The organism is Tabrizicola sp. (assembly GCF_030373185.1).
In the GTDB taxonomy this organism is placed as follows: Bacteria; Pseudomonadota; Alphaproteobacteria; order Rhodobacterales; family Rhodobacteraceae; genus Tabrizicola.
Genome location: NZ_JAUCZH010000001.1, coordinates 133,805 through 160,145, shown reverse-complemented (window position 1 = coordinate 160,145; position 26,341 = coordinate 133,805). Strand labels below are relative to the sequence as shown.

Sequence of the window (26,341 nt, the reverse complement as noted above, 5' to 3'; positions counted from 1 at the left end):
CAGGCCGGGCTGGACCTGCATCAGCACGACCGGTGCGCGACTTTTGGCCGGAAAGGACGGGCGGGCCGTCCGTCCCGAAGTTGCCTGCCTGCGAAAGTGCCACCCCCCTCCCTCCTCCTCACTCCCCATGCGCCCCTCACCCTTGCACCCCCGCCGCGCGCGGCGTAAGGGGGCGCAAGTTGCGTCAGCCCGGAGGCCCCGATGATCCCGCGCTATTCCCGTCCCGACATGGTGGCGATCTGGTCCCCCGAAACCCGCTTCAAGATCTGGTTCGAGATCGAGGCCCATGCCTGCGACGCGCAAGCCGCCCTTGGCGTGATCCCCAAAGCCAATGCCGAAGCCGTCTGGCGCGCAAAGGACGTGGAATTCAACGTCGCCCGGATTGACGAGATCGAGGCGGTGACCAAGCACGATGTCATCGCTTTCCTGACCCATCTGGCCGAACACATCGGCGCCGATGACGCGCGTTTTGTGCATCAGGGCATGACCTCGTCCGATGTGCTGGACACCACGTTGAACATCCAGCTGGTGCGCGCCGCTGATCTTTTGCTGCAAGGGCTGGACCGGCTGCTTGCAGCCCTGAAGACCCGCGCCTTTGAACACAAGGACACGGTCCGCATTGGGCGCAGTCACGGCATCCATGCCGAGCCGACGACGATGGGCCTGACCTTCGCCCGCTTCTACGCCGAGATGGCGCGCAACCGCGCCCGGCTGGTTGCTGCCCGGGCCGAAGTTGCGACTGGCGCGATTTCAGGCGCGGTCGGCACCTTCGCCAATATCGACCCTGCGGTCGAGGAACATGTCTGCAAGATGCTGGGCCTGACGCCCGAACCGATCAGCACCCAGGTCATCCCCCGCGACCGGCATGCGATGTTCTTTGCGACGCTTGGCGTGATTGCATCCAGCATCGAAAACGTCGCGATCGAGATCCGCCACATGCAGCGCACTGAAGTGCTTGAGGCCGAAGAATTCTTTTCCCCGGGGCAAAAGGGCTCCAGCGCCATGCCGCACAAGCGCAACCCGGTGCTTTCGGAAAACCTGACCGGCCTTGCGCGGCTGGTGCGGATGGCCGTGGTGCCTGCGCTGGAAAACGTGGCGCTTTGGCATGAGCGCGACATCAGCCATTCCAGCGTCGAGCGGATGATCGGGCCGGATACGACAATCACGCTGGATTTCGCGCTCCACCGCCTTGCCGGACTGGTGGAAAAGCTGGTGATCTACCCGGAAAACATGCTGAACAACATGAACAAGTTCAAAGGACTGGTCATGTCGCAGCGCGTGCTTCTGGCGCTGACGCAGGCTGGTGTCAGCCGCGAAGACAGCTACCGGCTGGTGCAACGAAACGCGATGAAGGTCTGGGAAAAGGGCGCTGATTTCAAGACCGAGCTTCTGGCCGATCCTGAAGTGACCGCCGCCCTTTCTCCCGCCGAGATCGAGGAAAAGTTCGATCTTGGCTACCACACCAAGCATGTCGACACGATCTTTGCCCGGGTTTTCGGCAACTGACGCATCCGTGATCAGGTTGCGGCACCCTGCCGCAATTTTTCCGGCTTGAACTGGCGCGGGCCGTGCTACTTTCGGATTGTTACCGAAAGGGCTTTTCATGCGAATGATCCTTGCTGCCAGCCTTGTGGCTCTGCCGCAGCTCGCCTTTGCGGCGATCGGTACGCATGTACACACCATCCAGACCGACGCGACCTTTACCTGCTGACCTGAACCCCAAGGAGGACGACCCATGAAGATCAAGACGACCATCGCCGTGATTGCCCTGACGCTCGCCCCCGGCATCGTCTTTGCCCAGTGCAGCGGAGACAAGATCAAGGCGGAAACCGCGGCCTCGTGCATGCCCGGAGCAACCTGGGATGAAGCAAAGGCCGCCTGCGTCGCCAATCCGACCAGCTAAGCCGGGTGCTGAACTGGCGCGGCTAAGCCCGTGTTAACCTGCGGCTGCGAGGCTTCTGTCTGACCGGAATCGACAGAAAGCCCCGCATGCCGCAGGATTTGATCCCCTTTGCCCGTATCACCCCTGAACGCCGGTCTGTGGCGGTTCCTTCCGGGGTCGGCCTTCGGCCGGTGTTGACCTCCAGGCAGAAGGCAGCCGTCATCGTCCGGTATCTGCTGACCGAAGGCGCTACCATTCCCCTTGCCACGCTTCCCGAGCACATGCAGGCGGCATTGGCCGAACAGATGGGCAAGATGCGCCTGATCGACCGCACCACGCTGGATGAGGTGGTGGCAGAATTTCTGGCCGAACTGGAATCAGTCGGCCTGTCCTTCCCCGGCGGCATCGAAGGCGCGCTGTCGATGATGGATGGCCATATATCGCAGTCGGCAGCGTCACGGCTGCGCCGCATGGCTTCGGCATCGTCCAAGGTTGACCCTTGGGAACGGATTACCGCCCTGCCAGTGGACCGCCTGCTGCCGATCCTTGCCGATGAGGCGGTTGAGGTGGGGGCGGTCATGCTGTCGAAGTTGCCTGTCGCCAAGGCCGCCGAGATCCTTGGACGCCTGCCCGGCGAACGCGCCCGCCGCGTGGCCTATGCCGTGTCGATGACCGGCAAGGTCGATCCCGAAACCGTGCGCCGGATCGGCGCGGCGCTGCTGGCCGAACTTGACAACCAGCCCCCCCGCGCCTTTGACACCGGGCCGGTGGAACGGGTGGGGGCCATTCTCAACATCTCGCCCGCGCTGACCCGCGAAGACGTGCTGCAAGGGCTGGAGGCCGAAGATGCCGATTTCGCCGCCGAAGTGCGCCGCGCGATCTTTACCTTCATCCACATCCCGGCTCGCCTGAACCCCCGGGATGCACCAAAGATCACCCGCCTTGTCGAACAGCCGCTGCTTGTCACTGCCCTTGCCGCAGCACAGGGCAAGCCGGGGCTGGAAGAGGCGGCGGAATTCCTGCTGGCCAATATCTCTCAACGGCTGGCCGAGGGTTTGCGAGAGGAAATGGCGACCCGTGGCAAGATCAAGGACAAGGATGGCGAAGAGGCAATGACCGCAATCATCAGCGCCATCCGCTCTTTGGAGGCCAGTTCCGAGATTACCTTGATCCAGCCTGAGGACGATTGAGCCGCACAATGGGCGCACCCTGTCCGAAGCGGGTCTGGCAAAGGGGCCGGAGGTGCCGGGAATCGACCGCACTGCGTGCAATGGGCAGTACTGCACAAGGTGAGTTCCCGGATGCCCGACGCCAGATTGGCAAGGGGTGATCGACGCTCGATTTTGGCAAGAACTGCGTTTTCCGGCTCTGGAAAAGTGATCTGGCACCCCGAAATCCAGAGATTTCCGTGGTGCAGGTCGAAGGGCCTTTCGGCGAAGTCCGGGTCGCCGCCCCCCCTTGCGGCGGCAGGCGGCGCGGCCTAGTTTGCGGCCGATGTCAGCGCTCCCAGCCCCTTTGCCCGGCGCCACCGTAACGCGTGGCGTGCTGCTCATGATCCTTGCGATCCTGCTGTTCACGGCAATGGACGCCACGGCCAAAGGGTTGATCGAGCGTTACCCCGCGCCACAGGTTGTCTGGGTGCGCTTTGCGGGACAGCTGGTGATCGTGCTTTTGTTGCTGAACCTGCGCGCACCGGCCCTGCTGCGCACCCGGCATCCTGGCCTGCATCTGGCAAGGTCCGCCTTCCAGCTTGGCGCAACAGGGCTGTTCTTTCTGTCGCTGCCGCATGTCGGTCTGGCGGAAGCGACCGCCCTGACCGATATCAACCCGGTGCTGATCACGCTTGGCGCCGCCCTTTTTCTGGGGGAACGGCTGGGGCCGCGCCGGATTGCCGGGGTTCTGGTGGCGCTGATCGGCGCGCTGATCATTCTGCGGCCCGGACTTGGCGTCTTTTCGCCCTGGGCGCTGCTGCCGCTGGGGGCGGCGGTCTGCTATACCGGCAACGCGCTTCTGACCCGCCATCTTGGGCCAAAAGAACCGGTCTGGACCTCGCTTCTGCATGCCTCGATCTTCGGGACGGTGGTTGCCGCCATTGCCTTGCCTTTTGTCTGGGTGCCGGTCTCTGGCGACGACCTCATGCTTTTCGCCCTTGTGGGCTGCCTTGGCACCGGGGCGCAGCTTTGCATCATCCGCAGTTTTTCGATGACCGAAGCCGCTATCGTTGCCCCCTTTGCCTATCTGGGCATTGTGTTCGCAACCTTCTGGGGGGCGGTGCTTTACGACCAATGGCCTGACCGCTGGACGGTGATTGGCGCGCTTGTGATCGTGGTGGCGGGCCTTTATGTGTGGCGACGCGAAACCAAAGCCGCCCGCAACGCCTGAGGCCGCCCGTCTGACCATGGCCAAATCCGCCGCCTTCAACTTGCGCCACTGGCTGCAAGATCGCGCCCTTCGCGGGCTGATCTGGCTGTTGCTGCGGCTGCCTTACCGGTGGCGGGTGCCGCTGTGCGGTTGGGCGCTGTCGCGGATCATCGCTCCGCTGGCGGGCTACCGGCAACGAATCCGGGACAATCTTGCACTGGTCCTGCCTGACCTGCCCGAGGCAGAGATTCGCCGCATCGTCCTTGCCGTCCCCGACAACGTGGGCCGCACGATCATTGAAATCTACTCTGGGCCTGAATTCGTGGCCCACGCAAAGCGCCACCCCCTGACCGGTGATGGCGTGACGGCGCTGGAAGAGGCGCACAAGGCCGGGCGTCCGGTGATTCTGGTCACCGGGCATTTCGGCAATTACGACGCGAGCCGCGCCGCCCTGATTGCGCGGGGTTACCGGGTTGGCGCGCTTTACATGCCGATGGCAAATCGCCACTTCAACGATCACTACGTTCAAGCCATCTCGGGGATCGGCAAGCCCTTGTTCCCCCGCGGCCGGGCGGGGTTGGCCGATATGGTGCGACATCTGCGGTCGGGCGGCATGCTGGGGCTTCTGGTCGATCAGCACATGAGCCATGGCGAAGAGCTGACCTTCTTCGGCCAAGGCGCGCTGACCGCATTGTCGGCGGCGGAACTTGCCTTGAAGTATGACGCGCTTCTGGTGCCGACCTATGCGGTACGAAAAGCCGACGGTCTGTCCTTTGACATCATCGTGGAGCCGCCAATTCCGCACGGCTCGCCCGAGGCGATGACCCAAGCCTTGAACGACAGCCTTGAGGCACTCGTCCGCCGCCATCTTGACCAATGGTTCTGGATTCACCGGCGCTGGAAAGGGGCAGGCCGCAAGCCCACACGGAACGCCTGACCTTGCGAGTGTTGCGCCTGCGCAGGTTGCCCGCTCAATTCACCCGCGCGGCTGCCAGTATCGCGGCAGGCCCTTCGGTTTGCAGGATCACCGCTCCGGGTTCTTCACCACTGTAGGGGGCTGAAAGTTCCAGCGGCTCTTGCCCTTCCCAATTGCCAAGCCCCTCCCACGAGGTGACAATGTTGTGGTAGGTGATCGTCTTGCCGGCGTTTTCGCCACGTTGGATCAGCACGGTCTCTTTCGGCTTGTAGCGCACAAGCTGCACACGGACCGGGGTATCCAGCGGAAGATCAGCCTCGGCGCGAATGATGATCCGCCCCCCCTCGCGTGAGATGACAAGTTGCACCTCCGGCCTTGTCGCCATGTGGGCGCGCAGCCGATCCGCCGTCTTGTCAGGTGCGAATCCCTCAATCCGGTCCTGCCCGCCGATGATCAGTTGCGGGGTGTAGATCGTGCGGCTGCCCACCGCCTTTGCATAGGCGCGCTGCCGATCGGTGAACTTGGGCTGAGCGAAGACGTCGGCCCAGCCGATGTAGTCCCAATAGTCGACATGCAACGCCAACGGCAGGATTCGCGGGTCTGATGCCAGCATGGCCACGAAATCATCGGCCGGCGGGCAGGAGGAACAACCTTGCGAGGTGTAGAGTTCCACGACCACCACAGGCTCGGCCTCGACCGCGGCTGCAGCGGCCAACCAAAGACCGCAAGCGGCGCTGACGAAATGTCGCATGTCGCGTATCCTGATCCCATGATCCCCGACCGCTGTTATAGGGTTGCCATATCGCCCAAGCCAATCAAGGTTTTGAGAGAGGCCTGACATATCTGCCGAACCGTCGCAATCTAGGGCTGGATTTTCGGCATACAATTGCATACAATGCGCACAACAGACGCCGTTTCCTCAAGGAGCCACCGCATGACCGTCACCGTTGGACATGATCTCAGCCAGACCCGCAAAACCCTGACCGCTGGCGGCAAGACCGTCAGCTATTACTCCATCCCCGCCGCCGAGGCTGCCGGCCTTGGGTCATTTTCGCGCCTTCCCGCAGCGCTGAAAGTGGTGCTGGAAAACATGCTGCGGTTTGAGGATGGCAAGACCGTCACGGTTGACGACATCCGCGCCTTCGCCGAATGGGGCGCCAAAGGCGGCCAGAACCCGCGCGAGATCGCCTATCGCCCGGCCCGCGTTTTGATGCAGGATTTCACCGGCGTTCCGGCTGTGGTTGACCTTGCCGCGATGCGCGACGGGATCAAGGGCCTTGGCGGCGATGCGCAGAAGATCAACCCGCTTGCCCCGGTTGACCTTGTGATCGACCACTCGGTGATGATCGACGAATTCGGCCATCCGCGCGCATTCCAACTGAACGTGGACCGCGAGTATGAGCGCAACATGGAACGCTATGTGTTCCTGAAATGGGGGCAAAAGGCGTTCAACAACTTCCGCGTGGTACCGCCCGGCACCGGCATCTGCCATCAGGTCAACCTTGAATACCTTGCCCAGACCGTCTGGACCGACACCGACCAGAACGGCGAGACCGTTGCCTATCCCGACACTCTTGTCGGCACCGACAGCCACACGACCATGGTCAACGGCCTTGCCGTTCTTGGCTGGGGCGTCGGCGGCATCGAGGCCGAGGCCGCGATGCTCGGCCAGCCCGTGTCCATGCTGATCCCCGAGGTTATCGGCTTCAAGCTGACCGGCACCATGGTCGAAGGCACCACCGCCACCGACCTTGTGCTGAAGGTCGTGCAGATGCTGCGCAAGCACGGCGTCGTGGGCAAGTTCGTCGAGTTTTATGGCGACGGGCTTGATCGTCTGCCGCTGGCTGACCGCGCCACCATCGCCAACATGGCCCCTGAATACGGCGCGACCTGCGGCTTCTTCCCGATCGACGCGGAAACCCTGCGCTACCTGCACATGACCGGCCGTGACGAATCGCGCATCGCCCTTGTCGAGGCCTATGCCAAGGCCAACGGCATGTGGCGCGATGCGGCGTATGACCCGATCTACACCTCCACCCTGCACCTTGACATGGGCAGCATCGTCCCCGCCATCTCTGGCCCGAAGCGCCCGCAGGACTACACCCCGCTGACCGAGGCATCTTCCGGCTTCTATCGCACTGTCTGCGACTATCGCGGCGTTGACGCCAGCGCGCCGGCCAAGGACATGGCCGCCGAAGGCCCGAACCACGCACCTTTGGTTGATGCCCGCAAGTCGGCCGCTGTCGCGGGGCAGGAATACAAACTGCGCGATGGGTCGGTGGTGATTGCCTCGATCACCTCCTGCACCAACACCTCGAACCCCTATGTCATGATCGGCGCCGGCCTTGTCGCGCGCAAAGCCCGCGCGCTTGGCCTGAACCGCAAGCCCTGGGTCAAGACCTCGCTTGCCCCCGGATCACAAGTTGTGAGCGAATATCTGAACGCCGCGGGCCTTCAGGAAGACCTTGATGCCATCGGCTTCAACCTTGTTGGCTACGGCTGCACGACCTGCATCGGAAACTCCGGCCCCTTGCAGCCCGAAATCTCGGCCGCAATTGCCGAAGGCGACCTTGTGGCCACCTCTGTCCTGTCGGGCAACCGCAACTTCGAGGGCCGGATTTCCCCCGACGTGCGCGCCAACTATCTCGCCTCGCCCCCGCTTGTCGTGGCCTATGCGCTGGCGGGTGACATGAACATCGACCTCACGACCGAGCCGCTTGGAACGTCGAAAGACGGCAAGCCGGTCTACCTGAAAGACATCTGGCCAACCAATGCCGAAATCGCGGATCTTGTCCACCAGACCGTGACCCGCGCCGCCTTCCAGAAGAAATATGCCGATGTCTTCAAGGGCGATGAAAAGTGGCAGGCAGTCGAGGTGACGGATTCGGAAACCTACGATTGGCCACCCACTTCGACCTACATCCAGAACCCGCCTTACTTCCGCGGCATGGCCAAGACGCCCGGCACGATCCAGAACATTGCCGGTGCGCGGGTTCTGGCCCTATTGGGTGATATGATCACAACTGACCACATCAGCCCGGCTGGTTCATTCAAGGCCTCAACTCCGGCTGGCAAGTATCTGACAGAGCGGCAAGTTCCGGTATCCGAGTTCAACAGTTATGGCGCCCGGCGCGGCAACCACGAAGTGATGATGCGCGGCACCTTTGCCAATATCCGCATCAAGAACGAGATGCTCGACGGGGTTGAAGGCGGCTACACCATCGGGCCGGATGGCCAGCAGACCTCTATCTTTGAGGCCTCGATGGCCTATCAGGCGGCAGGCACGCCCTTGGTGATCTTTGGCGGCATCGAGTACGGTGCCGGTTCCAGCCGCGACTGGGCGGCCAAAGGCACAGCCCTTCTGGGCGTCAAGGCGGTGATCGCGGAATCGTTTGAGCGGATCCACAGGTCGAACCTGGTCGGCATGGGCGTGATCCCGTTCGAATTCACCGGCGGCGACACCCGCAAGAGCCTTGGCCTGAAGGGCGATGAAGTTGTCAGCATCGAAGGGCTGGCAGGTGATCTGAAGCCGCTCAGCCTTGTGCCTTGCACCATCCGCTATGCCGACGGCTCGGTGAAGACCATCCAGATCAAGTGCCGGATCGATACCGCGATCGAAATTGAGTATGTCGAGAACGGTGGCGTGTTGCACTATGTGCTGCGCGATCTGGCGAAGGCATAAATCCGGAAACAGACTGTTTCCAAAGCCAAAGGCCCGGCACCGCCGGGCCTTTGGGCTTTGTTAGGCTCTGACGTTCAAGGTCCAGTCACCTGAACCCCGAGGTGCGAAATGATCTTGCGAAATCCACGAACAACCACATTGCAAAACCGGCCCGGAAGCCCCCCGAACGGTCTGCTTTCCCGGATGCCCGGAAGCCTTCCGCTTGCTGAACTGCTGGTCGTTGGCGCAATCGGGCTCGGCTTGATGCTCACCTGAAAAGCCGACCCTGCGTCCTGGCCCTACTGCCCCGCCAGCGCCTTTTCGAGTTCCGGCACAAAGCGGTTCTGGTAATCGGTTCCCACCAGTGGCCCGACAAAACGGAACAGAACCGTGCCGTCCCCTGCGATGATGAAGGTCTCTGGTGGGGCGGTCACGCCCCATTCCACCCGGTTGCGGCCATTCGGGTCGGTGGCGACACCGATGAAGGGATTGCCCTCGGCGGCAAGGTAGGCCACGGCCTTCGCGTCATCATCCATCATGTTGACACCTCCGACGCGGACGCCACGTTCTGCCATCTCCATCAACACCGGATGTTCGGCGCGGCACGGCGGACACCAGGTCGCCCAGAAGTTCAGGACCGTCACCTCACCCGTACGCAGCTCGGTGTCCGTCAGGACTGGAATGCCCGGAAGGCCCGTTGCCGGAAGAACAGGAGCAGTGCGCCCGACCAGCACGGACCGAAGTTCACCCGGATTGTCGCGCTGCATGCCAACGTAGAACATGCCCGCCAACCCGGCGAACAGAATCGGCGGCAAGATCATCAACCACTTAGCCATCTGTCTTCCCCTGCCGCGCCTCGACCTCATCCAAGGCCCGCTTGACCCGCGCACGCTGCCAGAACGACAGCGCCACCAGTCCCACGATCAAGACCGCGCTGGCGACGTACGACCCCACTACGGCAACCGCGTAATTCCCAAGATCAGGCATCATCACGCCACCCTTTCCCGCGCCAACAGGGCCGAAAGCCGCCGCGCGCGGATCTCGGTTCGGGTCCGCATCAGGACAAGCGTGATGAAAAGGAAGACAAACCCGGCAATGCAGACCAGCAAGGGAAGCCAGAACACATCCGCCACGTTCTCTTCCTTGTCCAAGGACAGCGAAGCCCCTTGATGCAACCCCTGATTCCAGAAGTTCACCGCATAGCGCGACAGGACCGCAAAGACCGACCCGACAAGGCACAGGATCGAGGTCAGATCAGCCGCAGTATCAGGGTTCTCGACGGCTGCCCAAAGCGCGATATAGCCGAAATAGAACAGCGTCAGGATCAGAAAGGCCGTCAGCCGCGGATCCCACGCCCACCATGTCCCCCACATCGGCTGGCCCCAAAGCGCCCCGGTCACCAGCGCAATCAGCGTGAAGGTCAGCCCTACCGGTGCGGCCGCCTTGGCCGCCAGCGCGCTGACATGGTGGCGCCGCACGATCCAGATCAGGCTGGCCACGAGCATCATCACCCAGGCATTGATCGCCATCATCGCGGCAGGCACATGCAGGTAGATGATCTTGACCGTCGACCCCTGCTTGTAATCATCCGGGGTGAAGAAGAAGCCCCAGACCAACCCGACCAGCAACAGCACCACCGTCAGACCAATCGCCCAAGGCAAAGCCCAGGCCGAGGTCTGCATGAACCGCTTCGGATTGGCATATTCCCAGATCGACATGGCCCCTCGCCTACCGTTTCTTCGCCACAGGCTCAACTCACCATCGCGCGACGCCCTAGCGCAAATTGACGCGGAGCGCCGCCGCCGCCGCAAAAGGCAACAGCGCCGCCGCCCCCAGACTGATCGCGGTCAGCAAGGCAAGCGGGGTGGCCAGCGCCATCCCCTCGGCCCCGCGCCGCACCACCTCGGCCCCGAAGATCAGCGTCGGCACATAAAGTGGCAAGACCAGAAGGCTCAGCAGCAACCCGCCCCGCCGCAGACCAACCACAAGCGCCGCACCAAAAGCCCCGATGACCGACAGCGCCGGCGTGCCAAGAAGCAGGCTTAGCACCAGCCAGCCATAGCCCCCCGCAGGCAGGTTCAGAAACACCGCCAGCCCCGGCGCAAGCAGGGTCAAAGGCAGGCCGGTCACCAGCCAATGCGCCAGTGCCTTGACGGCCACCACTGCCTCCAGCGGGATCGGCGCGGTGGCCAGAAGGTCCAGCGACCCGTCCTCGAAATCCAGCGCGAAAATCCGGTCCAGCGACAAAAGACAGGCCAGCAGCGCGCCGACCCACAGGATGCCGGGGGCAATGCGCGCCAGCGTGCCGCCTTCTGGCCCCACCCCCAACGGCACAAGGACCGACAACAGGAAGAAGAACGCAAGCCCCAGCCCGAAGCCCCCCCCCGACCGCATGGCCAGCCGCAGATCGCGTAGAAGAAGCGCCTTCATGCCCGCCCGACCACGACGCACCGCTGCATCTGCTCTTTTCCCAAATACTCCCGCCGGAGGCTTCCCCGGCATCCCGACGCGCGCGCCATCATGCAAAAGCCTCGTCAAAGCCGTCGCGTGCCATGGTCCGGGTGCGGAACGGGGCAAGGTCCAGCGTCTCAGCCTCAGGCAGGGCCAGATCGACATGGGTGGCGATCACCGCCAGCCCACCCCCTGCCAGATGCTGCCGCACCACCCCGGCAAACAGGGCCACCGATGCGGTATCAAGGCTGACGGTCGGCTCATCCAAAAGCCAGACCGGCCGCCCGGTAACCAACAGCCGCGCCAGACCAAGGCGGCGCTTCTGGCCTGCCGAAAGCTCGGCCGCGCGGCGGGGGGCAAGATTGGCCACGTCCATTCTGGTCATCGCATCTGCCACCGACCCCACCCCGTGAACCGAGGCCCAGAACGCCAGATTCTCCTGCACGGTGAGGGTGGATTTGAGCCCGTCGGCATGGGCGCCGTAAGCGGCGGCTTCAGGCGGCAGGGAAATGGATCCGGCCACGGCGGGCTGCAATCCGGCAAGGGTGCGCAGAAGCGTGGTCTTGCCAGACCCGTTCGGCCCGCGCAGGATCAGCGCCTGACCCGCCCCGACGGCAAAGCCAAGCCCCTGCAAGACGGTCACCCCGCCCCGCGCCACCGCCAGATTTTCAACCCAGATCTCCATCACACAAGCCCTATCCGATGCGGCTTCCGGCGAAAAGGGCCATGGCTTTCAGGGGCCAGCGACCCTATGTCTTCCCCGTTCAAAGGAGAGACCCGATGCAGACCATTCCCTTCGGCCGCACCGGCCGCACAACCACCCGCCTCGGCTTTGGCGCATGGGCCATTGGCGGCACTTGGGGCGAGGTCAGTCTGGAAGACGCCAAGGCCACGCTTCACGCAGCCTTGGATGCCGGCATGACCTTCATCGACACGGCCGATGTCTATGGCGACGGGCGGTCCGAACGGATCATCCGTGAGGTGCTGGCCGAACGGCCCGGCGAGCGGCCCTTTGTTGCCACCAAGGCAGGTCGGCGGCTGGACCCGCATGTGGCAGAAGCCTACACCGGCACCGCGCTGGAGGGGTTCATTGACCGGTCGCTTCTGAATTTGGGGGTAGAAAGGCTGGATCTGGTGCAACTGCACTGCCCGCCGACCCCGGTCTATTCAAACCCCGAGGTGTTCGCAGCCCTTGAGGCGATCAAGGCCAAGGGCAAGATCGCCGATTATGGCGTCTCGGTCGAGACAGTCGAAGAGGCGCGCAGCGCGATCCGCCAGCCGGGTGTGGTGTCGGTGCAGATCATCTACAACCTGTTCCGAATGAAACCGGCAGAAGTCTTTTTCCCCGAAGCCAAAGCGAATAACATCGCCATTATCGCGCGTGTGCCGCTTGCGTCAGGCCTTCTGACCGGAAAAATGTCCAAAGACAGCCAATTCGCCGCCGACGACCATCGCAGCTTCAATCGCAATGGCGAAGCTTTCGACAAGGGGGAGACCTTCTCGGGCGTGCCTTTCGACGTGGCGCTTGCGGCGGTCGAGGAGTTGCGTTTGCTGGTGCCGGAAGGTGCGACGATGGCGGCTTTCGCCCTGCGCTGGATCTTGATGGAGGACGCAGTGACCGTGGTCATTCCGGGCGCGAAGTCCCCGGCGCAGGCGCGCGCCAATGCGGTTGCCGCCGACATGGTACCCTTGTCACAGGACGTGATGGAAGCCGCGCGCGAGGTTTATGCAAGGACCATTGCCCCCCATGTCGCGCATCTTTGGTAACGGGCCAGATTCCTTCCATGGAATCTGCAAAGGTTTTCAATACCTCTTGCGCCCTACTCCACCGGCAGAAGGGCGACGGCCACGCGCCGCCCTTCGCCCAGAAGCACGTTGTAAGTGCGGCAGGCCGTAGGGGAGGCCATGACCTCTACCCCGATCCCCTGCTCTTCCAGCGCCAGACGAAACGCCTTTGGCACATGCGCGATGCTGGCCCCGGTGCCGACGAACAGCACGTCGATCCGGCCCAGAAGGCTAAGCGGTGCGGCGGTGTCGTCGTAACCGCCCCAGGGGCCAGCGTCCCATGGGGTGATCAGGCAGGCCCCGCGCAGCACATGTCCGGCCACACGGAAAAACCCCGGGCCGTACCCTTCAACGGCTTTCGCCGTTCCATAGCTGACTTCGGTCAGGCGCATGTCAGGCATCTACGTTGGCAAACTCGCCCTTGTCAGACTTGTTCGGCTTGTCGCCCCGGTCAAGCCCGATGAACAGCACAAGGTTCTTGGCCACAAAGACTGAAGAATAGGTGCCAAGGATCACGCCGAAGAAGATGGCAAACGCAAAGCCCCGGATCACGTCACCGCCAAAGATCAGCATGGCCCCCAGCGCAACCAAGGTGGTGACAGAGGTCATCAGGGTCCGGCTGAGGGTTTCGTTGACCGACAGGTTCATCACGTCACGCAAGGGCATCGACTTGTATTTCAACAGGTTTTCGCGCAACCGGTCAAAGACGACCACGGTGTCGTTGATCGAGTAGCCAAGGATCGTCAGCAGCGCCGCCACGATGGCAAGGTCAAACTTGATCTGGAAGATCGCGAAGACACCGATGGTGATGAAGATGTCATGGATCAGCGCCACAAGGCTGCCGACCGCGAACTGCCATTCAAAGCGCAGCCAGATATAGACCATGATCGCCAGCGATGCCGCCACCATCGCCGCGATGGCTTTCCAGATCAGCTCGCCCGAGACTTTCGGGCCGACCGATTCAACCGACGGAAAGGTGATCGACGGGGCCACGGTCTTAAGTTGTTCTTCGACCAGCAGGATCGTTTCGGGCGTCACCGCCTCTTGCCCGTCTTGCGGCGCGATGCGGACCTGCGCGACATATTGATCGTCGCGGAAGCTGGGGTCGAACACCTCGGTGATCGCGACATCACCAAGGTCCATCCCGGACAAGGCCGCGCGGTAGGCGGCCACATTGACCGGCTCGGCCGCTTCGGTGCGGATCGTGGTTCCGCCCCGGAAGTCGATTCCGAAATTCAGGCCCATGACGATCCATGCAACGATGGCAAGGACGCTCAGCAGCATGGAGCCGCCGAAGGTGACCCACTGATAGCGAAAGAAGTTGATGTTGGTCTTTTCGGGCGCAAGGCGAAAACGGAATGCCATGATGTTCCCCTCAGACCACGACGGTTGCGGGCTTGCGCCAGCGATACCAGGTTTCGACGATGATCCGCGTGACGAACAGCGCGGTAAAGACCGAGGTGATGATCCCGATCCCAAGCGTGATTGCAAAGCCGCGCACCGGGCCAGCCCCCACGGTAAAGAGGACCGTCGCGGTGATGAATGTGGTGATGTTGGCGTCGATGATCGCGCTCATCGCCTTTTCATAGCCAAGCTCGATCGCCCGGCCGGGGTTCTTGTTCTGGCGCAATTCCTCGCGGATGCGTTCGAAGACCAGCACGTTGGCGTCAACCGCCATACCGATGGTCAGCACGATGCCCGCGATGCCCGGCAGGGTCAGCGTGCCGCCAATGGTGGACAGGGCAGCAAAGATCAGCGCGATGTTCACGGCAAGCGCGATATTGGCAAAGACGCCAAAAAGCCCATAGCCGGCAATCATGTAGATCGCCACCGCGGCCCCCGCGACCAGTGCCGCCACCTTGCCCGCCGCAATGGAATCAGCCCCGAGTTCCGGGCCGACCGTGCGTTCTTCCAGAAACTCCATCTCGGCTGGCAGCGCACCTGCGCGCAGCAGGACGGCAAGTTGGGTGCTGTCTTCCACGGTGAAGCTGCCGGTGATGATGCCCGACCCACCCGGGATATGGCTCTGGATCACCGGGGCCGAGATCACCTCGTTGTCAAGGATGATGGCAAAGGGGGCGCCGATGTTGGTGGCGGTGTAGTCACCGAATTTGCGCGCGCCGGCTGTATCAAACCGGAAGCTCACGGCTGGCTGGCCGTTCTGGTCGAACGAAGGTTGGGCATCCACCAACGCCTCGCCGGAAACGACGGGCGTTTCTTCGACGATGTAGTAAAGGTCCGGCTGGTCGAGCGACGGCAACAGAAGGTTGCGCGGGCCGGGGTTCGCCCCGGCATCGGTGGTGCGGCCAACCACGGCGTTGAAGGTCAACTTCGCGGTGGTGCCGATCAGGGCCTTCAGTTCCGACGCCGACCCGATTCCAGGCACCTGGATCAGGATGCGGTCTTCACCCTGACGCTGGATCGTGGGTTCGCGGGTGCCGACCTCATCCACCCGGCGGCGGATGATTTCCAGCGACTGCTGCAAGGTGCGCCCGTCGGTGGCCTGCTTTTCCGCCTCGGACAGTTGGACAACGATGTCATTGCCCTCGGCCGTCACGTCAATCGTGCTTTGCCCCGCCCCGGTCAGGGAAACCACCGAGCTGCCAAGACCGCGCACGGCCTCCAGCGCGGCGGCCATGCCTTCGGGGTTGGTGATCGTGACCCGCAGCACGCCATCTGGCGACGGCGCCCGGCGCACCGCGCCAACCTGATCGCGCAGGTCGCGCAAGGCGTCGCGCACATCCGGCCACATGGCATCAATCCGCGCCTTGTAGACGTCTTCCACCCGGACCTCGGCCAGAAGATGCGCCCCGCCGCGCAGGTCAAGCCCAAGGTTCACCAGCGCCGAGGGCAGGAAGTCCGGCCATTCCGCGCGGGCTGCCTCTTGGGCGGGCGTGGCATTGCCGCCTGCGGCCTCGATCGCCGCAAGGGCATCATTATGCCGCTCTACCGGCCCGTAGAACAGGTTCGGAACAGCGGCGACGATACCCCAGACACAGACGATCAGGACAAGGACGCGCTTCCACAGCGGCATGGGTTGCATGGGTCAGGCTCAGCTTGCGGCTGGTTCGGTCTTGTTCAAGACCGAGGTGATCGTGCTTTTGACCACCTTGACCTTCACGCCGTCGGCGATGTCGACTTCGACCATCCCGTCTTCCTGCACCTTGGACACCTTGCCCACGATCCCGCCAGCGGTCACGATCTGATCGCCACGGCGCAGGGCTTCCAGCATGGCGCGATGTTCCTTCATCCGCTTCTGCTGCGGACGGATCAGCAGAAAGTAGAAGATCACGAAGATCAGGATGATCGGCAGGAACTGCGCGAAGGCTGCACCGGCCGAAGGCGCACCGGCGGCTTGGGCGAAGGCGGGGGAGACGAACATGGGCATCCTTTCCTGCGGGCCGGACTTTTCCGGCTGATCGTTGACATTCGCGGGGTCAGGCCCGGCGATTGTCGGCTGATGTAAGGCCTTTCGCGGCGCATTGCCAGAGGGCGCGCGACTTTCCCGCCTTGGCTGCACCTTTCCCCCTGCCGCGATATCGGGCATAGAGCGATCCGACACCTCAGAGTGAGACCCGCCATGCACGACATCCGCTTCATCCGCGAAAACCCCGCCGCTTTTGACGCGGCCCTTTCCCGTCGCGGGCTGGCGCCGCTGTCGGCGGAACTTCTGGCCATTGATGAGGCGCGGAGGGCAAAGATCCTTGCCGCCGAAACCGCAGCGGCCGCACAGAACGCGGCCTCGAAAGAGGTGGGCGCGGCAAAGGCGCGCGGCGACGGTGCCGAGTTTGAACGCCTGCGGGCGCTGGTGGCCGAAAAGAAGGCCGAAGGCGCGCGGCTGACGGAGGAGGCCGGGGCCGAGGATGCCCGCCTGCGTGATGCGCTGTCGCGGATCGCGAACCTGCCGCTTGACGAAGTGCCTGTCGGCAAGGACGAGACCGAGAACGTCGAAATCCGCCGCTGGGGCAACCCCCGCGCGCTGGACTTCAAACCTTTGGAACATTTCGACATTCCAGCCGCCAAGGGTGGGCTTGATTTCCAGACGGCAGCGAAACTGTCGGGCAGCCGCTTTGTCGTTTTGCGCGGTGCCATGGCCCGCGTCCACCGGGCGCTGGCGCAGTTCATGCTGGATCTGCACACCACCGAACACGGGCTGGCCGAGACCTGGACCCCGGTTCTGGTCAAGGAAGAGGCGATGTTCGGCACCAACCAACTGCCGAAATTTGCCGAGGACAGCTACCAGACGACCAACGGCTGGTGGCTGATCCCTACCTCCGAGGTCACGCTGACCAACTCGGTCGCGGGCGACATTCTGGACGAGGCCGCGCTGCCGATCCGCCTGACCGCGCATACCCATTGCTTCAGGTCCGAAGCGGGGTCGGCGGGCAAGGACACCACCGGCATGCTCCGCCAGCACCAGTTCGAGAAGGTGGAGATGGTCACGATCTGCACCCCGGAAACCGCGCTGGCCGAACATGAGCGGATGACGAAATGCGCCCAGGCCGTGCTGGAGCGGCTGGGCCTGCCCTACCGGACCATCGTCCTTTGCACCGGAGACATGGGATTCGGCGCGCAGAAGACCCATGATCTGGAGGTCTGGCTGCCGGGCCAGAACACCTATCGCGAGATTTCCAGCGTTTCCACCTGCGGCCAGTTCCAGGCCCGGCGGATGAACGCGCGCTATCGTCCTGCGGGGGGAAAGCCTGAATTCGTGGCAACGCTGAACGGATCCGGCCTTGCCGTCGGTCGCTGCCTGATTGCCGTGCTGGAGAACGGCCAGCAGGCGGATGGGTCGGTGACGCTGCCTGCGGTACTGCACCCCTATCTTGGCGGCAAGACGCAGGTAGCCCCCGACGGGCAATTGGTCTGATCGGCGTCGGGGCGCGTAAAAGAAGCATGATGAAAACAAACGCTCTTGTCCTGCTGATCGTCACGCTGGCTTTTGGCGTCGCCCCGTTCATTACGCCGCCATTCACCGGTTACGACCCCGGCCTGTTCCCGGTCAGGATCGAGCGGCCCTCGATACAGCCCGCAGGATATGCCTTCGCGATCTGGAGCGTGATCTACCTTTGGCTGATCTCGCATGCGGTCTTCGGGCTGTGGAAACGGGCGGAAAACCCGGCATGGGATGCGGTGCGCCTGCCCCTGTCGGTCGCGGTCGGGGTGGGGGCGGTCTGGCTGTGGATTGCCGGGCAAAGTGCCATCTGGGGGACGGTGACTATCTGGATCATGGCCGCAGGGGCGATCTTGGCCTTCCTGCGCGCCGACCCTGCCGTTGACCGCTGGGTGCTGTCTGGCCCGACAGCCATCTTCGCGGGTTGGCTTTCGGCGGCCGCCGCCGTTTCAACCGGGGTGCTGGTCGCGGGCTATGGCTGGCTTGGCGACACCGGGTCGGCCGCAGCGATGCTGGCACTGGTCCTTGGCATTGCCGTGACCGTGCAGATGCGCCGCCCACTGATGCCGGTTTACGGGCTGACGGTGATCTGGGCGCTGGTCGGGGTGATCGCGGCCAACGCCAGCGCAAATCTGACGGTCGCGGTGCTGGCCGGATCGGGCATTGCTGTGATGGCTGTCACCCTCTGGGCGAACCGCAAGGCCTAACGCTTAAGGCTTTCCCGCCCCTTGCCCTCGATATGCTTGCGCAGGCGCGAGGGGGTGTGGAACTTCTGGTCCTTGAACGGGTTTTTCGTCGACTGGCTGCGGAAGAACAGCCGGATCGGCGTGCCGGGCATGTCGAAATGGTCGCGCAAGCCGTTGACCAGATAGCGCTTGTAGCTTTCCGGCAGTTCATCAGGACGTGAGCACATGATGACAAACCCCGGGGGCCGGGTCTTGACCTGAGAGATGTAGCGCAGCTTGATCCGGTGGCCGCCGGGGGCTGGCGGCGGGTGCGCCTCGGTCATCGCTCCAAGCCAGGTGTTCAGCCTTGCGGTCGGGATGCGGCAGTTCCAGACGTCATGCGCCTTCCTGATCGCGTCGTGCAACCGGTCAAGGCCACGGCCCGTCTTGGCGCTGACGGTAACCAGCGGCGCGCCACGAAGCTGCGGCAGCAGCCGGTCGAACATTTCCTTCAGTTCGGCCAGCTTTTCCTGCTTTTCGTCCTCAAGATCCCACTTGTTGACCGCAACCACGACCGCGCGGCCCTCTGTCTCGGCAAAGTCGGCGATGCGCAGATCCTGCACCTCGAACGGGATTTCCACGTCCAGAAGCACGACCACCACCTCGGCAAAGCGCACCGCGCGAATGCCGTCCGACACCGACAGCTTTTCCAGCTTTTCCGTGATCCGGGCCTTCTTGCGCATGCCCGCCGTGTCAAAGATGCGGATCGGCGTGCCTTGCCAATCGGCCCGGACGGAAATCGCGTCGCGGGTGATCCCGGCTTCCGGGCCGGTCAGAAGGCGATCATAGCCAAGGATCTTGTTGATCAGCGTGGACTTGCCCGCATTCGGTCGCCCGATCACCGCGATTTGCAGCGGTTTCTTGACTGTCGGGTAATGCGCGGTTTCATCGGCATCAAGTTCCGCCTCTTCTTCGGACAGATCGAGGTCGACCTCGGGCGCATTTTCGGCCTCACGCTCGGCAAACTCACCTTCCAGCGGCTTCAGTTCCCGGTAAAGGTCATCCATCCCTTCGCCATGTTCGGCGGAAATGCGGATGGGTTCGCCAAGGCCAAGGCTGTAGGCCTCCAGCGCGCCGGCGTCGCCCGCCTTGCCTTCGGCCTTGTTCACGGCAAGGAACACCCGGGCGTTCTTCTTGCGAAGGATATCAGCGAATACCTCATCCGTGGGGGTGACGCCGACCCGGCCGTCGATGACGAACAGGCAGGCATCGGCCATTTCGACCGCGCGTTCGGTCAGACGGCGCATGCGGCCCTGAAGGCTGTCGTCGGTGACCTCCTCCAGCCCGGCCGTGTCAATGACGGTAAAGCGCATGTCAAAGAGCTTGGCATCGCCTTCGCGCAAATCCCGCGTCACGCCGGGCTGGTCATCGACCAGCGCCAGCTTGCGCCCGACAAGGCGGTTGAAGAGCGTCGACTTGCCCACATTGGGGCGGCCCACGATGGCGAGGGTAAAGCTCATGGTTCAGGTCCGGCAATGGCGAAGCGGTTGCCATACACGGGTTAGGCCCTAGCGGAAAGCGTGAAGTTGCCCGTTGCCGCCCACGACATACAACACCCCGCCCGCGACCGCCGGCTGCGCGGCAGCACCGCCGGGAACCTCGGTCGAATGGGTCAGGCTGCCGTCGGTCGGGTCGAAGGCGCGCAAGAGACCGTCAGACGAGGCTACCATGACCCGGCCACCAGCAAGCACCGGACCGTAATGGGCAAAGATCGCTTTGCGACGCTTGACCTTTTCCTTGGTGAAATAGGGCATCTCGACAGACCAGATCACCTCGCCCGTGGCGGCATCAAGGCGCACCAGTTCCGCCTGATCGTTCACCAGGAAGATCGATCCGCCCGCCACGGCCACCGGACCAAGCGCGCCCTCGCCCGCCGACCATATCGGATCACCCGACGAGGCCGAGATGGCCACCGTGCGCCCGGCGGCGGTGCCGGCATAGATCACCTTGCCATCGATCACGGCATCGCCGGTCACGTCGGCCGCGTAGGCGTAGGCCCGGCCCAGACGCTTGCCCGCAATCGAGGACTGCCAGATCTTCGTGCCGCCACCGATCTTGAGAACAGCCATCAGATCACCCGCATTTGTCGGGAAGATCACCGCGCGGTCACCGATGCTTGGGGCTGCGGACCCGACATAGCCAGTGGTGCCGGGGGTTCCGACAACCTGCCAGATCACCTTGCCATCGGCCGAGTTGATTGCCCATGCGGACCCATCCCTGCCGCTGACATAGACCGCCGCGCCATCGGTTGCCGGGGCGCCCGAGACCGGGGCATCAAGGCGCTGACGCCACAGGACCGCGCCTGACGCCGCATCCATCGCCACAACCTCACCGTAGCCGGTTGCGGCGATCAGCCGGTCACCGTCAATCGCGAGACCACCGCCCGACACACCTCCGCCCGCATCGAATGCGGCCGTAAGGTCGACGGACCAAAGGCTTCCACCCCCGGTCGAGGTGGCCGTCACGGTCGCGCCCGCATCCAGCGTGAAGATGCGCCCGCCTGATACCACAGGGGCCGCAGAGATCCGGTTCTTGCGGCTGCTGCCGGCCCCGATATTTGCCGTCCAGACGCGGGCCGGGGCAGCGCTCAGTGCGGAATGGGGCATCAGATGGCGCGAATTTCCGGCGCGGTGGGTCCAGTCGCCCGAGGAGGTCGCGGCAGGCAATACGATCGGCAGGCTGACATTCTCCGCCTTGGGCGGAGCAACCGGTGCAGGTTCCCCTTCGACCGGAACGCTGTCTTCCAGCGCCACCCGGACCGGAAAACGTTCCCCTTGCAGGATTACCTCACGCTGGCCGCAGGCAGCCAGAAGCGCCACAAGCCCGGCACCTGCCGCCACCCTGCCCATATTCCGCCGGATCGTCATGCCTGCCACCTGAAGCCTTTCCCTTGCGCCATATCCACGCCTCAACCCGACGAACTGTCAGACAGCGAGCCGCCCAGCGCCGTGACCATCTGGCCCAGCCGGGCGCGCAACTGGCCCGATGATTCCTGATCCTGAATGACCCTGATCATCGCGGAGATGGCTTCGTCCGTCTTGCCTTCCTCGACCAGAAGGTAGGCCAGTTGTTCTTCGGCAAGCGTCCGGTAGGGACGCCCGGCTGCCGCGACAGGCTGAAGCGCAGCGCGCCGGTCCGCGATTGGCATTTCTGCGCCGCCAACCAGCACGCGGCGCAGCACCGCCAGATCGCGGTAGCTGACCGGAAGCCGCGAATCCCCGGCCACGCTATCAAGCGCCGCCAGGGTCGCCGCCCGGTCTTCATCGGGGTCGGATGCAAGGATCAATTGCAAAAGCGCGGTCTGTTCGCCATCTGCCGTGATCGCGGACAAGGCCGCGCGGCGTTCTTCCGGCGTCCCGGTATCGAGGGCATCGATGATCGCGTCTCCAAAGCCCTGAGCCCGTGCTTCGGCGCGCGACTTCGACCATTCGCTCCAGGCAGCACCACCGACCAGTGCTACGACGACGACACCGCCGATCCAGCCATATTTGCGAAACAGGCCAAAAAGCCGATCCCGGCGCACCTCTTCGGTGACTTCTTCGATGAAACTGTCGGGATTGCTCAACGCTCTGGCCCCTGTGCCTTGCCTCTGTCTTCGGTTTTCCTTGTCTTACAGGCAAAGGCCGCAGGTTGCCAAGCCCTGCCCGGCCCAAGAGCCGCGTCAGGCGCAGTTCCCGGCGCGTTTCGACCGGGTTCGCGAAGCTTGGCTATCCGGGCCGTTTCATTCGGCTTGGCGCAGGCGCGGGTCAGGCCGCCTCCCCGGCGGGTTCAGCCTCTTCTTCTTCGGCGGACTGGCGTTCCCACATGGCGGCATAACGACCCTTGCGAGCCAGAAGTTCTTCATGCCGGCCCTGTTCGACAATCCGGCCTTCTTCCAGCACGATGATCTGGTCGGCATCGGCAATGGTGGACAGCCGATGCGCGATCATGATCACGCTGCGCCCCTGCCCCATGTCGCGCAAGGATTCCTGGATCGACCGTTCCGTCTGGGTGTCCAGCGCGCTTGTCGCTTCGTCCAGCACCAGAATTGGAGGATCTTTCAGCAAGGTCCGGGCAATGCCCACCCGCTGCTTTTCGCCGCCCGAAAGTTTCAGGCCGCGTTCACCGACAACCGTGTCATAGCCCTGCGGCAGGCTGGCCACAAAGTCATGGATCTTTGCCGCCCGCGCCGCTGCCTCGATCTCCTCACGGCTGGCCCCGGCGCGGCCATAGGCGATGTTGTAATATACCGTGTCGTTGAACAGCACGGTATCCTGCGGCACCACCCCGATTGCCTGATGCAACGAGCTTTGCGTCACATCCCGGATATCCTGCCCGTCAATTCGGATCGCGCCTTCGGTGACATCGTAAAACCGGAACAACAGCCGCCCGATGGTGGATTTGCCAGACCCGGAGGTGCCGACCAGCGCCACCCGCTGCCCCGGCCCGACGCGAAAGCTGATCCCTTTAAGGATCTCGCGCTCGGCCTCATAGTTGAAGCGCACGTTGTCAAAGCTGATCTCGCCCCCGGCCACGGCAAGGGGTTTGGCGTCCGGCGCGTCGGTCACTTCGGCGGGCTGGCCCAGAAGGCCGAACATCTCGCCCATATCGACCAGCGCCTGCCGGATTTCGCGGTAGACGGTGCCAAGGAAGTTCAAGGGCATGGTGATCTGGATCATGTAGGCGTTGACCATCACGAAATCGCCCACGGTCAGGGTGCCTGCCTGCACGCCCAGGGCGCTCATCACCATGACGATGACAAGGCCCGAGGTGATCAGGAACGACTGCCCGATGTTCAGGAAACTGAGCGAAAGCCCGGTCTTGACCGCCGCCGTTTCATACTGCCGCATCGCACCGTCATAACGGTCCGCCTCGCGCAGTTCGGCGTTGAAATACTTCACGGTTTCGAAATTCAACAGACTGTCGATCGCCTTCTGGTTGGCGTCGGTGTCCTGATCGTTCATCTCGCGCCGGAGCTTCACCCGCCATTCGGTGACCTTGAAGGTGAAGGCCACATAAAGCGCGATGGTGACGATGACGACGGCGGCATATTCCCAGCCGAAGACCAGCGCGAAGATGACCGAGACCATGGTCAGTTCAAGGATAAGGGGGCCGATGGAAAACAACAGGAAGCGCAACAGGAAGTCGACGCCCTTGACCCCGCGTTCGATGATCCGGCTAAGGCCGCCCGTCTTGCGCGTGATGTGATAGCGCAGGGAAAGCCGGTGAATATGGGTGAAGGTCTCGATCGCCAGACGCCGGATCGCGCGCTGGCCGACCCGGACAAAGACCGCATCCCGCAACTCGCCGAACACAACCGCGCCCAGTCGCGCCAGACCGTAAGCCACCACCAGCCCCGCCGCCCCAAGGCCAAGCATCATCCCCGCATCCGGAGTGACACCTGACAGCCTGTCCACCGCCAGCTTGTAGATCCACGGCGTCGTCACCGACACCAGCTTGGCCGCAAGCAGAAAGACAAGCGCCAGCACCACCCGCCGCTTTACCCAAGGTTGCCCTTCGGGCCACAGGTAGGGGGCAACACGACGCAGGGTGGATATCCCTGACGCAGGATTTGCGGGGATATCGGCAGAAGTAGCAGTGGATCGGCGCATCATGTCATCCCGGAAAAGCCACCGCATTCCGGGCGTTGCGGATCGGCTTTGATTAGGCTAGGTTTATTTCAAGACTTCTTGAATAGTTGAACGATGGAACAAAGTAAAGTCCTCACCGCCCTGTCGGCCCTGGCGCATGAGACGCGGCTGGACCTGATCCGCTTGCTTATGCCCCAAGGCGAAGCAGGTATGCCCGCCGGTCAGATTGCGCAAGCCCTTGGCCTTGCCGCACCGCGCCTGTCGTTCCACCTTTCGGCACTGGAGCAAGCGGGTCTCTTGCGGTCACGCAAGGTTGCGAGGAACGTGATCTACAGCGTTGATGCCTCCGGACTTGGGCGGACGATCTCCTACCTGCTGAACGATTGCTGCCGCGACCACCCCGAAGTGCTGGCCGCCTGCGCCCATGGAAGAAGCCATTCGCATGGCAGTCAAGGCGATGGTGACGCCCCAACCTCTGGCACCGAAAAGACCTGACCGGGATAGATCAGGTCAGGATCCCTGATCTTGTCGCGATTGGCCTCGAAGACCTGAATATACATGACGCCGTCGCCGTAGCGTTCCTGTGCGATCCCCCAAAGCGTGAAACCGGGCTGGACCGTCACCGTCACCGGACGCGCCACTGTCGGAGAGGTTTCAGCCAAAGCGGCCGATTCGCCGGCTGCGGGTTCTGCCGCAATTGGTTCTGGCGCATCTGTGGCGGCAGCGGTCTCGACGACAGCGGTCTCGGCAGCTGCGGGCGCTTCTGCGATTGCGGTTTCGGTTGCCGCTGCATCGGGGATTTCGGCGGCGACTTCTGCTGTCGGCTCGACCGGCGTTTCGGATGTGATGGCTTCGCCTGCAACTTCGGCCCCAGCAGCCCCAGCTTCAGCAACTTCAGCTTCGGTTGCAGCGGTTTCGGTCCCAGCGGTTTCGGTCCCAGCGTCCGCAACCTGCGCTGCGGGATCGGATACCTGCGCAGATTCTGGCTGCGCCTCGGCAGATGGTTCTGACGTGGGAAGTGCTTGCCCCGAGGCCGCCGCCAGCGCCTCCAGCGTTTCGCGTTTGAACGGCGTCTCGAACCGAGAGATGACCTTGCCCGTATCGTCCAACTGGTCCGCGCGCAGGGTGTAGATGCCCGGGGGCGTTTCGCCCAGCGTTGCCAGCCAACGCCCGTCAGGTGGCACCGTCGCGGTCGCCTTCTCGGCGTTGTCGACATAAAGCCGCAAGGACGCCCCTGCCGCACCACGACCACCAACCTGCACGGCACCTTCGGGCGAATAGGCGATTGTGTCGATCATCACATTGCCCATCATCGCCGGATCGACCGGCGCATCGTCCTGCAAGACGACCGCGCCAGACTCGGTAAGGAGAAGCGCGGCAGGCGGGGCTGCCGGTTCCGCTTCCTCTGGCGCAATGGCCCCGGCGGAGGGCTCAGCCAGCGCCAGTTCCGGCCCCTTGATCGGGGCCAGTGCCACCATTTCGGGCGAGACGATCACCTCGCCACCGGGCGGCGTCATCGCCAGCCACAGCAAGCTTGGCTGGTCATTCGGCGCCAACGTGAACAGGATCGCGAATTCTCCCGATGGGCTGGCATCGCCGGACGCAACGGCAGTTCCGTCCACCAGCACCTCCACCCGGGCTGCGGGGACCGCAAGCCCCGCCACAACCGCCTCGCCATCCGGTGCCACACGCCAGGTGTCAATCTTTGGCAATTCCAGAGAAGACGCCTCCGGCGCTGCCTCGGCGACCTCAGAAACGCTTTCTTCGACTGGCGCATCCTCGGTTGTCGCGGTTTCGGCAACATCGGCTGGTGCTTTGCCGGCATCAACTTCAGTCGGTGGCGCCACGGCTTCAGCCCCAGGCTCCACGGTTTCAGTGGCAGGCACCACGGCAGTTTCGGCTACCGGCGGCACATCGGCGGGCCGGGTCGCCTGCCAGCCCAGATAGCCCAGCCCGGCAGCGACAATTCCAGCAAATCCGACGATCACAACCCGCGTCCCCGGGTTCCAGCTCTTCCAGACAGACATCCACTTCTCCCCTGCCGCGCGGTTGTCGCCCGTGCGGCTTTCCTTGTGGACAGGAATCTTTATATCTGC

At 63.5% G+C, this 26,341-nt stretch carries 25 protein-coding genes; 10 read left to right on the top strand and 15 right to left on the bottom strand.

Annotated elements, in window-relative coordinates; translation table 11 throughout:
• The first annotated feature begins 201 nt into the window (after nucleotides 1–201).
• The 5 genes from purB (at nucleotide 202) to QUV21_RS00765 (ending at nucleotide 5,180) form a co-directional block, all read left to right on the top strand.
• A complete protein-coding gene (gene purB, locus QUV21_RS00785; RefSeq protein WP_300852457.1) occupies nucleotides 202–1,506 on the top strand; it encodes an adenylosuccinate lyase in 1,305 nt (434 codons plus the stop codon).
• Between the two features lie 229 nt (nucleotides 1,507–1,735).
• Nucleotides 1,736–1,903 carry a hypothetical protein gene (locus QUV21_RS00780; protein WP_300852455.1) on the top strand — a complete coding sequence of 56 codons (168 nt, stop codon included), beginning with the start codon at nucleotides 1,736–1,738 and terminating at the stop codon, nucleotides 1,901–1,903.
• A gap of 86 nt (nucleotides 1,904–1,989) precedes the next feature.
• Nucleotides 1,990–3,072, top strand: coding sequence for a FliG C-terminal domain-containing protein (locus QUV21_RS00775; protein ID WP_300852454.1), 1,083 nt, complete (start codon nucleotides 1,990–1,992; stop codon nucleotides 3,070–3,072).
• Between the two features lie 304 nt (nucleotides 3,073–3,376).
• A complete protein-coding gene (locus QUV21_RS00770; protein ID WP_300852453.1) occupies nucleotides 3,377–4,264 on the top strand; it encodes a DMT family transporter in 888 nt (295 codons plus the stop codon).
• Between the two features lie 16 nt (nucleotides 4,265–4,280).
• Entirely contained in the window at nucleotides 4,281–5,180 is a 900-nt protein-coding gene (locus tag QUV21_RS00765) for a lysophospholipid acyltransferase family protein (protein ID WP_300852452.1), read from the top strand.
• 34 nt (nucleotides 5,181–5,214) lie between these two features.
• Here QUV21_RS00765 and QUV21_RS00760 read toward each other — a convergent pair whose 3' ends face one another.
• Nucleotides 5,215–5,910, bottom strand: a complete 696-nt coding sequence (locus tag QUV21_RS00760; protein ID WP_300852451.1) for a thioredoxin family protein — start codon at nucleotides 5,908–5,910, stop codon at nucleotides 5,215–5,217.
• Between the two features lie 183 nt (nucleotides 5,911–6,093).
• On the opposite strand from QUV21_RS00760, the gene acnA reads away from it, so the two are divergent.
• Entirely contained in the window at nucleotides 6,094–8,841 is a 2,748-nt protein-coding gene (acnA, locus tag QUV21_RS00755) for an aconitate hydratase AcnA (protein WP_300852449.1), read from the top strand.
• Between the two features lie 278 nt (nucleotides 8,842–9,119).
• Here the strand turns inward: acnA and QUV21_RS00750 are convergent, their stop codons facing one another.
• From QUV21_RS00750 to ccmA, 5 genes are all read right to left on the bottom strand, one after another.
• The gene (locus QUV21_RS00750; protein WP_300852447.1) at nucleotides 9,120–9,656 is read right to left on the bottom strand and encodes a DsbE family thiol:disulfide interchange protein; all 537 of its coding nucleotides are present in this window, start codon (nucleotides 9,654–9,656) and stop codon (nucleotides 9,120–9,122) included.
• Complete coding sequence (ccmD, locus tag QUV21_RS00745; protein WP_300852446.1) at nucleotides 9,649–9,810, bottom strand: heme exporter protein CcmD; 162 nt, start codon at nucleotides 9,808–9,810, stop codon at nucleotides 9,649–9,651. The genes QUV21_RS00750 and ccmD overlap by 8 nt, the downstream gene beginning before the upstream one ends.
• Complete coding sequence (locus tag QUV21_RS00740) at nucleotides 9,810–10,538, bottom strand: heme ABC transporter permease (protein ID WP_300852444.1); 729 nt, start codon at nucleotides 10,536–10,538, stop codon at nucleotides 9,810–9,812. The genes ccmD and QUV21_RS00740 overlap by 1 nt, the downstream gene beginning before the upstream one ends.
• Nucleotides 10,539–10,593: 55 nt before the next feature.
• The gene (gene ccmB, locus QUV21_RS00735) at nucleotides 10,594–11,250 is read right to left on the bottom strand and encodes a heme exporter protein CcmB (RefSeq protein WP_300852442.1); all 657 of its coding nucleotides are present in this window, start codon (nucleotides 11,248–11,250) and stop codon (nucleotides 10,594–10,596) included.
• 88 nt (nucleotides 11,251–11,338) lie between these two features.
• Nucleotides 11,339–11,956, bottom strand: coding sequence for a heme ABC exporter ATP-binding protein CcmA (gene ccmA / locus QUV21_RS00730; protein WP_300852440.1), 618 nt, complete (start codon nucleotides 11,954–11,956; stop codon nucleotides 11,339–11,341).
• A gap of 95 nt (nucleotides 11,957–12,051) precedes the next feature.
• On the opposite strand from ccmA, the gene QUV21_RS00725 reads away from it, so the two are divergent.
• On the top strand, nucleotides 12,052–13,038 hold the full coding sequence (locus QUV21_RS00725; protein ID WP_300852438.1) for an aldo/keto reductase: 987 nt from the start codon (nucleotides 12,052–12,054) through the stop codon (nucleotides 13,036–13,038).
• Between the two features lie 53 nt (nucleotides 13,039–13,091).
• Here QUV21_RS00725 and QUV21_RS00720 read toward each other — a convergent pair whose 3' ends face one another.
• From QUV21_RS00720 to yajC, 4 genes are read right to left on the bottom strand one after another with little or no spacing between them, the layout of a single operon-like run.
• Nucleotides 13,092–13,448 (bottom strand): Mth938-like domain-containing protein, encoded by a 357-nt coding sequence (locus QUV21_RS00720; protein ID WP_300852436.1) that lies wholly within the window; start codon nucleotides 13,446–13,448, stop codon nucleotides 13,092–13,094.
• A 1-nt stretch (nucleotide 13,449) separates the two neighbouring features.
• A complete protein-coding gene (gene secF / locus QUV21_RS00715) occupies nucleotides 13,450–14,421 on the bottom strand; it encodes a protein translocase subunit SecF (protein WP_300852434.1) in 972 nt (323 codons plus the stop codon).
• A 10-nt stretch (nucleotides 14,422–14,431) separates the two neighbouring features.
• Entirely contained in the window at nucleotides 14,432–16,099 is a 1,668-nt protein-coding gene (secD, locus tag QUV21_RS00710; RefSeq protein ID WP_300852432.1) for a protein translocase subunit SecD, read from the bottom strand.
• A 9-nt stretch (nucleotides 16,100–16,108) separates the two neighbouring features.
• Entirely contained in the window at nucleotides 16,109–16,438 is a 330-nt protein-coding gene (yajC, locus tag QUV21_RS00705; protein ID WP_300852430.1) for a preprotein translocase subunit YajC, read from the bottom strand.
• A 198-nt stretch (nucleotides 16,439–16,636) separates the two neighbouring features.
• Here yajC and serS point away from each other — a divergent pair, with 198 nt between their 5' ends.
• Nucleotides 16,637–17,926, top strand: a complete 1,290-nt coding sequence (gene serS / locus QUV21_RS00700; protein ID WP_300852429.1) for a serine--tRNA ligase — start codon at nucleotides 16,637–16,639, stop codon at nucleotides 17,924–17,926.
• Nucleotides 17,927–17,952: 26 nt separating this feature from the next.
• Nucleotides 17,953–18,657 carry a hypothetical protein gene (locus tag QUV21_RS00695; RefSeq protein ID WP_300852428.1) on the top strand — a complete coding sequence of 235 codons (705 nt, stop codon included), beginning with the start codon at nucleotides 17,953–17,955 and terminating at the stop codon, nucleotides 18,655–18,657.
• On the opposite strand, the gene der is transcribed toward QUV21_RS00695, so the two are convergent.
• From der to QUV21_RS00675, 4 genes are all read right to left on the bottom strand, one after another.
• Nucleotides 18,654–20,135 carry a ribosome biogenesis GTPase Der gene (gene der / locus QUV21_RS00690; RefSeq protein ID WP_300852427.1) on the bottom strand — a complete coding sequence of 494 codons (1,482 nt, stop codon included), beginning with the start codon at nucleotides 20,133–20,135 and terminating at the stop codon, nucleotides 18,654–18,656. The genes QUV21_RS00695 and der overlap by 4 nt on opposite strands.
• Nucleotides 20,136–20,183: 48 nt before the next feature.
• The gene (locus QUV21_RS00685) at nucleotides 20,184–21,542 is read right to left on the bottom strand and encodes a PQQ-like beta-propeller repeat protein (protein WP_300852426.1); all 1,359 of its coding nucleotides are present in this window, start codon (nucleotides 21,540–21,542) and stop codon (nucleotides 20,184–20,186) included.
• Between the two features lie 41 nt (nucleotides 21,543–21,583).
• Nucleotides 21,584–22,240: a hypothetical protein gene (locus QUV21_RS00680; RefSeq protein WP_300852424.1), complete on the bottom strand. Its 657-nt coding sequence runs from the start codon at nucleotides 22,238–22,240 to the stop codon at nucleotides 21,584–21,586.
• 181 nt (nucleotides 22,241–22,421) lie between these two features.
• A complete protein-coding gene (locus QUV21_RS00675) occupies nucleotides 22,422–24,266 on the bottom strand; it encodes an ABC transporter ATP-binding protein/permease (RefSeq protein ID WP_300852421.1) in 1,845 nt (614 codons plus the stop codon).
• Between the two features lie 93 nt (nucleotides 24,267–24,359).
• On the opposite strand from QUV21_RS00675, the gene QUV21_RS00670 reads away from it, so the two are divergent.
• Nucleotides 24,360–24,740 carry a metalloregulator ArsR/SmtB family transcription factor gene (locus QUV21_RS00670; RefSeq protein WP_300852419.1) on the top strand — a complete coding sequence of 127 codons (381 nt, stop codon included), beginning with the start codon at nucleotides 24,360–24,362 and terminating at the stop codon, nucleotides 24,738–24,740.
• On the opposite strand, the gene QUV21_RS00665 is transcribed toward QUV21_RS00670, so the two are convergent.
• Nucleotides 24,695–26,272 (bottom strand): LysM peptidoglycan-binding domain-containing protein, encoded by a 1,578-nt coding sequence (locus QUV21_RS00665; RefSeq protein ID WP_300852417.1) that lies wholly within the window; start codon nucleotides 26,270–26,272, stop codon nucleotides 24,695–24,697. The genes QUV21_RS00670 and QUV21_RS00665 overlap by 46 nt on opposite strands.
• Nucleotides 26,273–26,341: the final 69 nt, after the last annotated feature.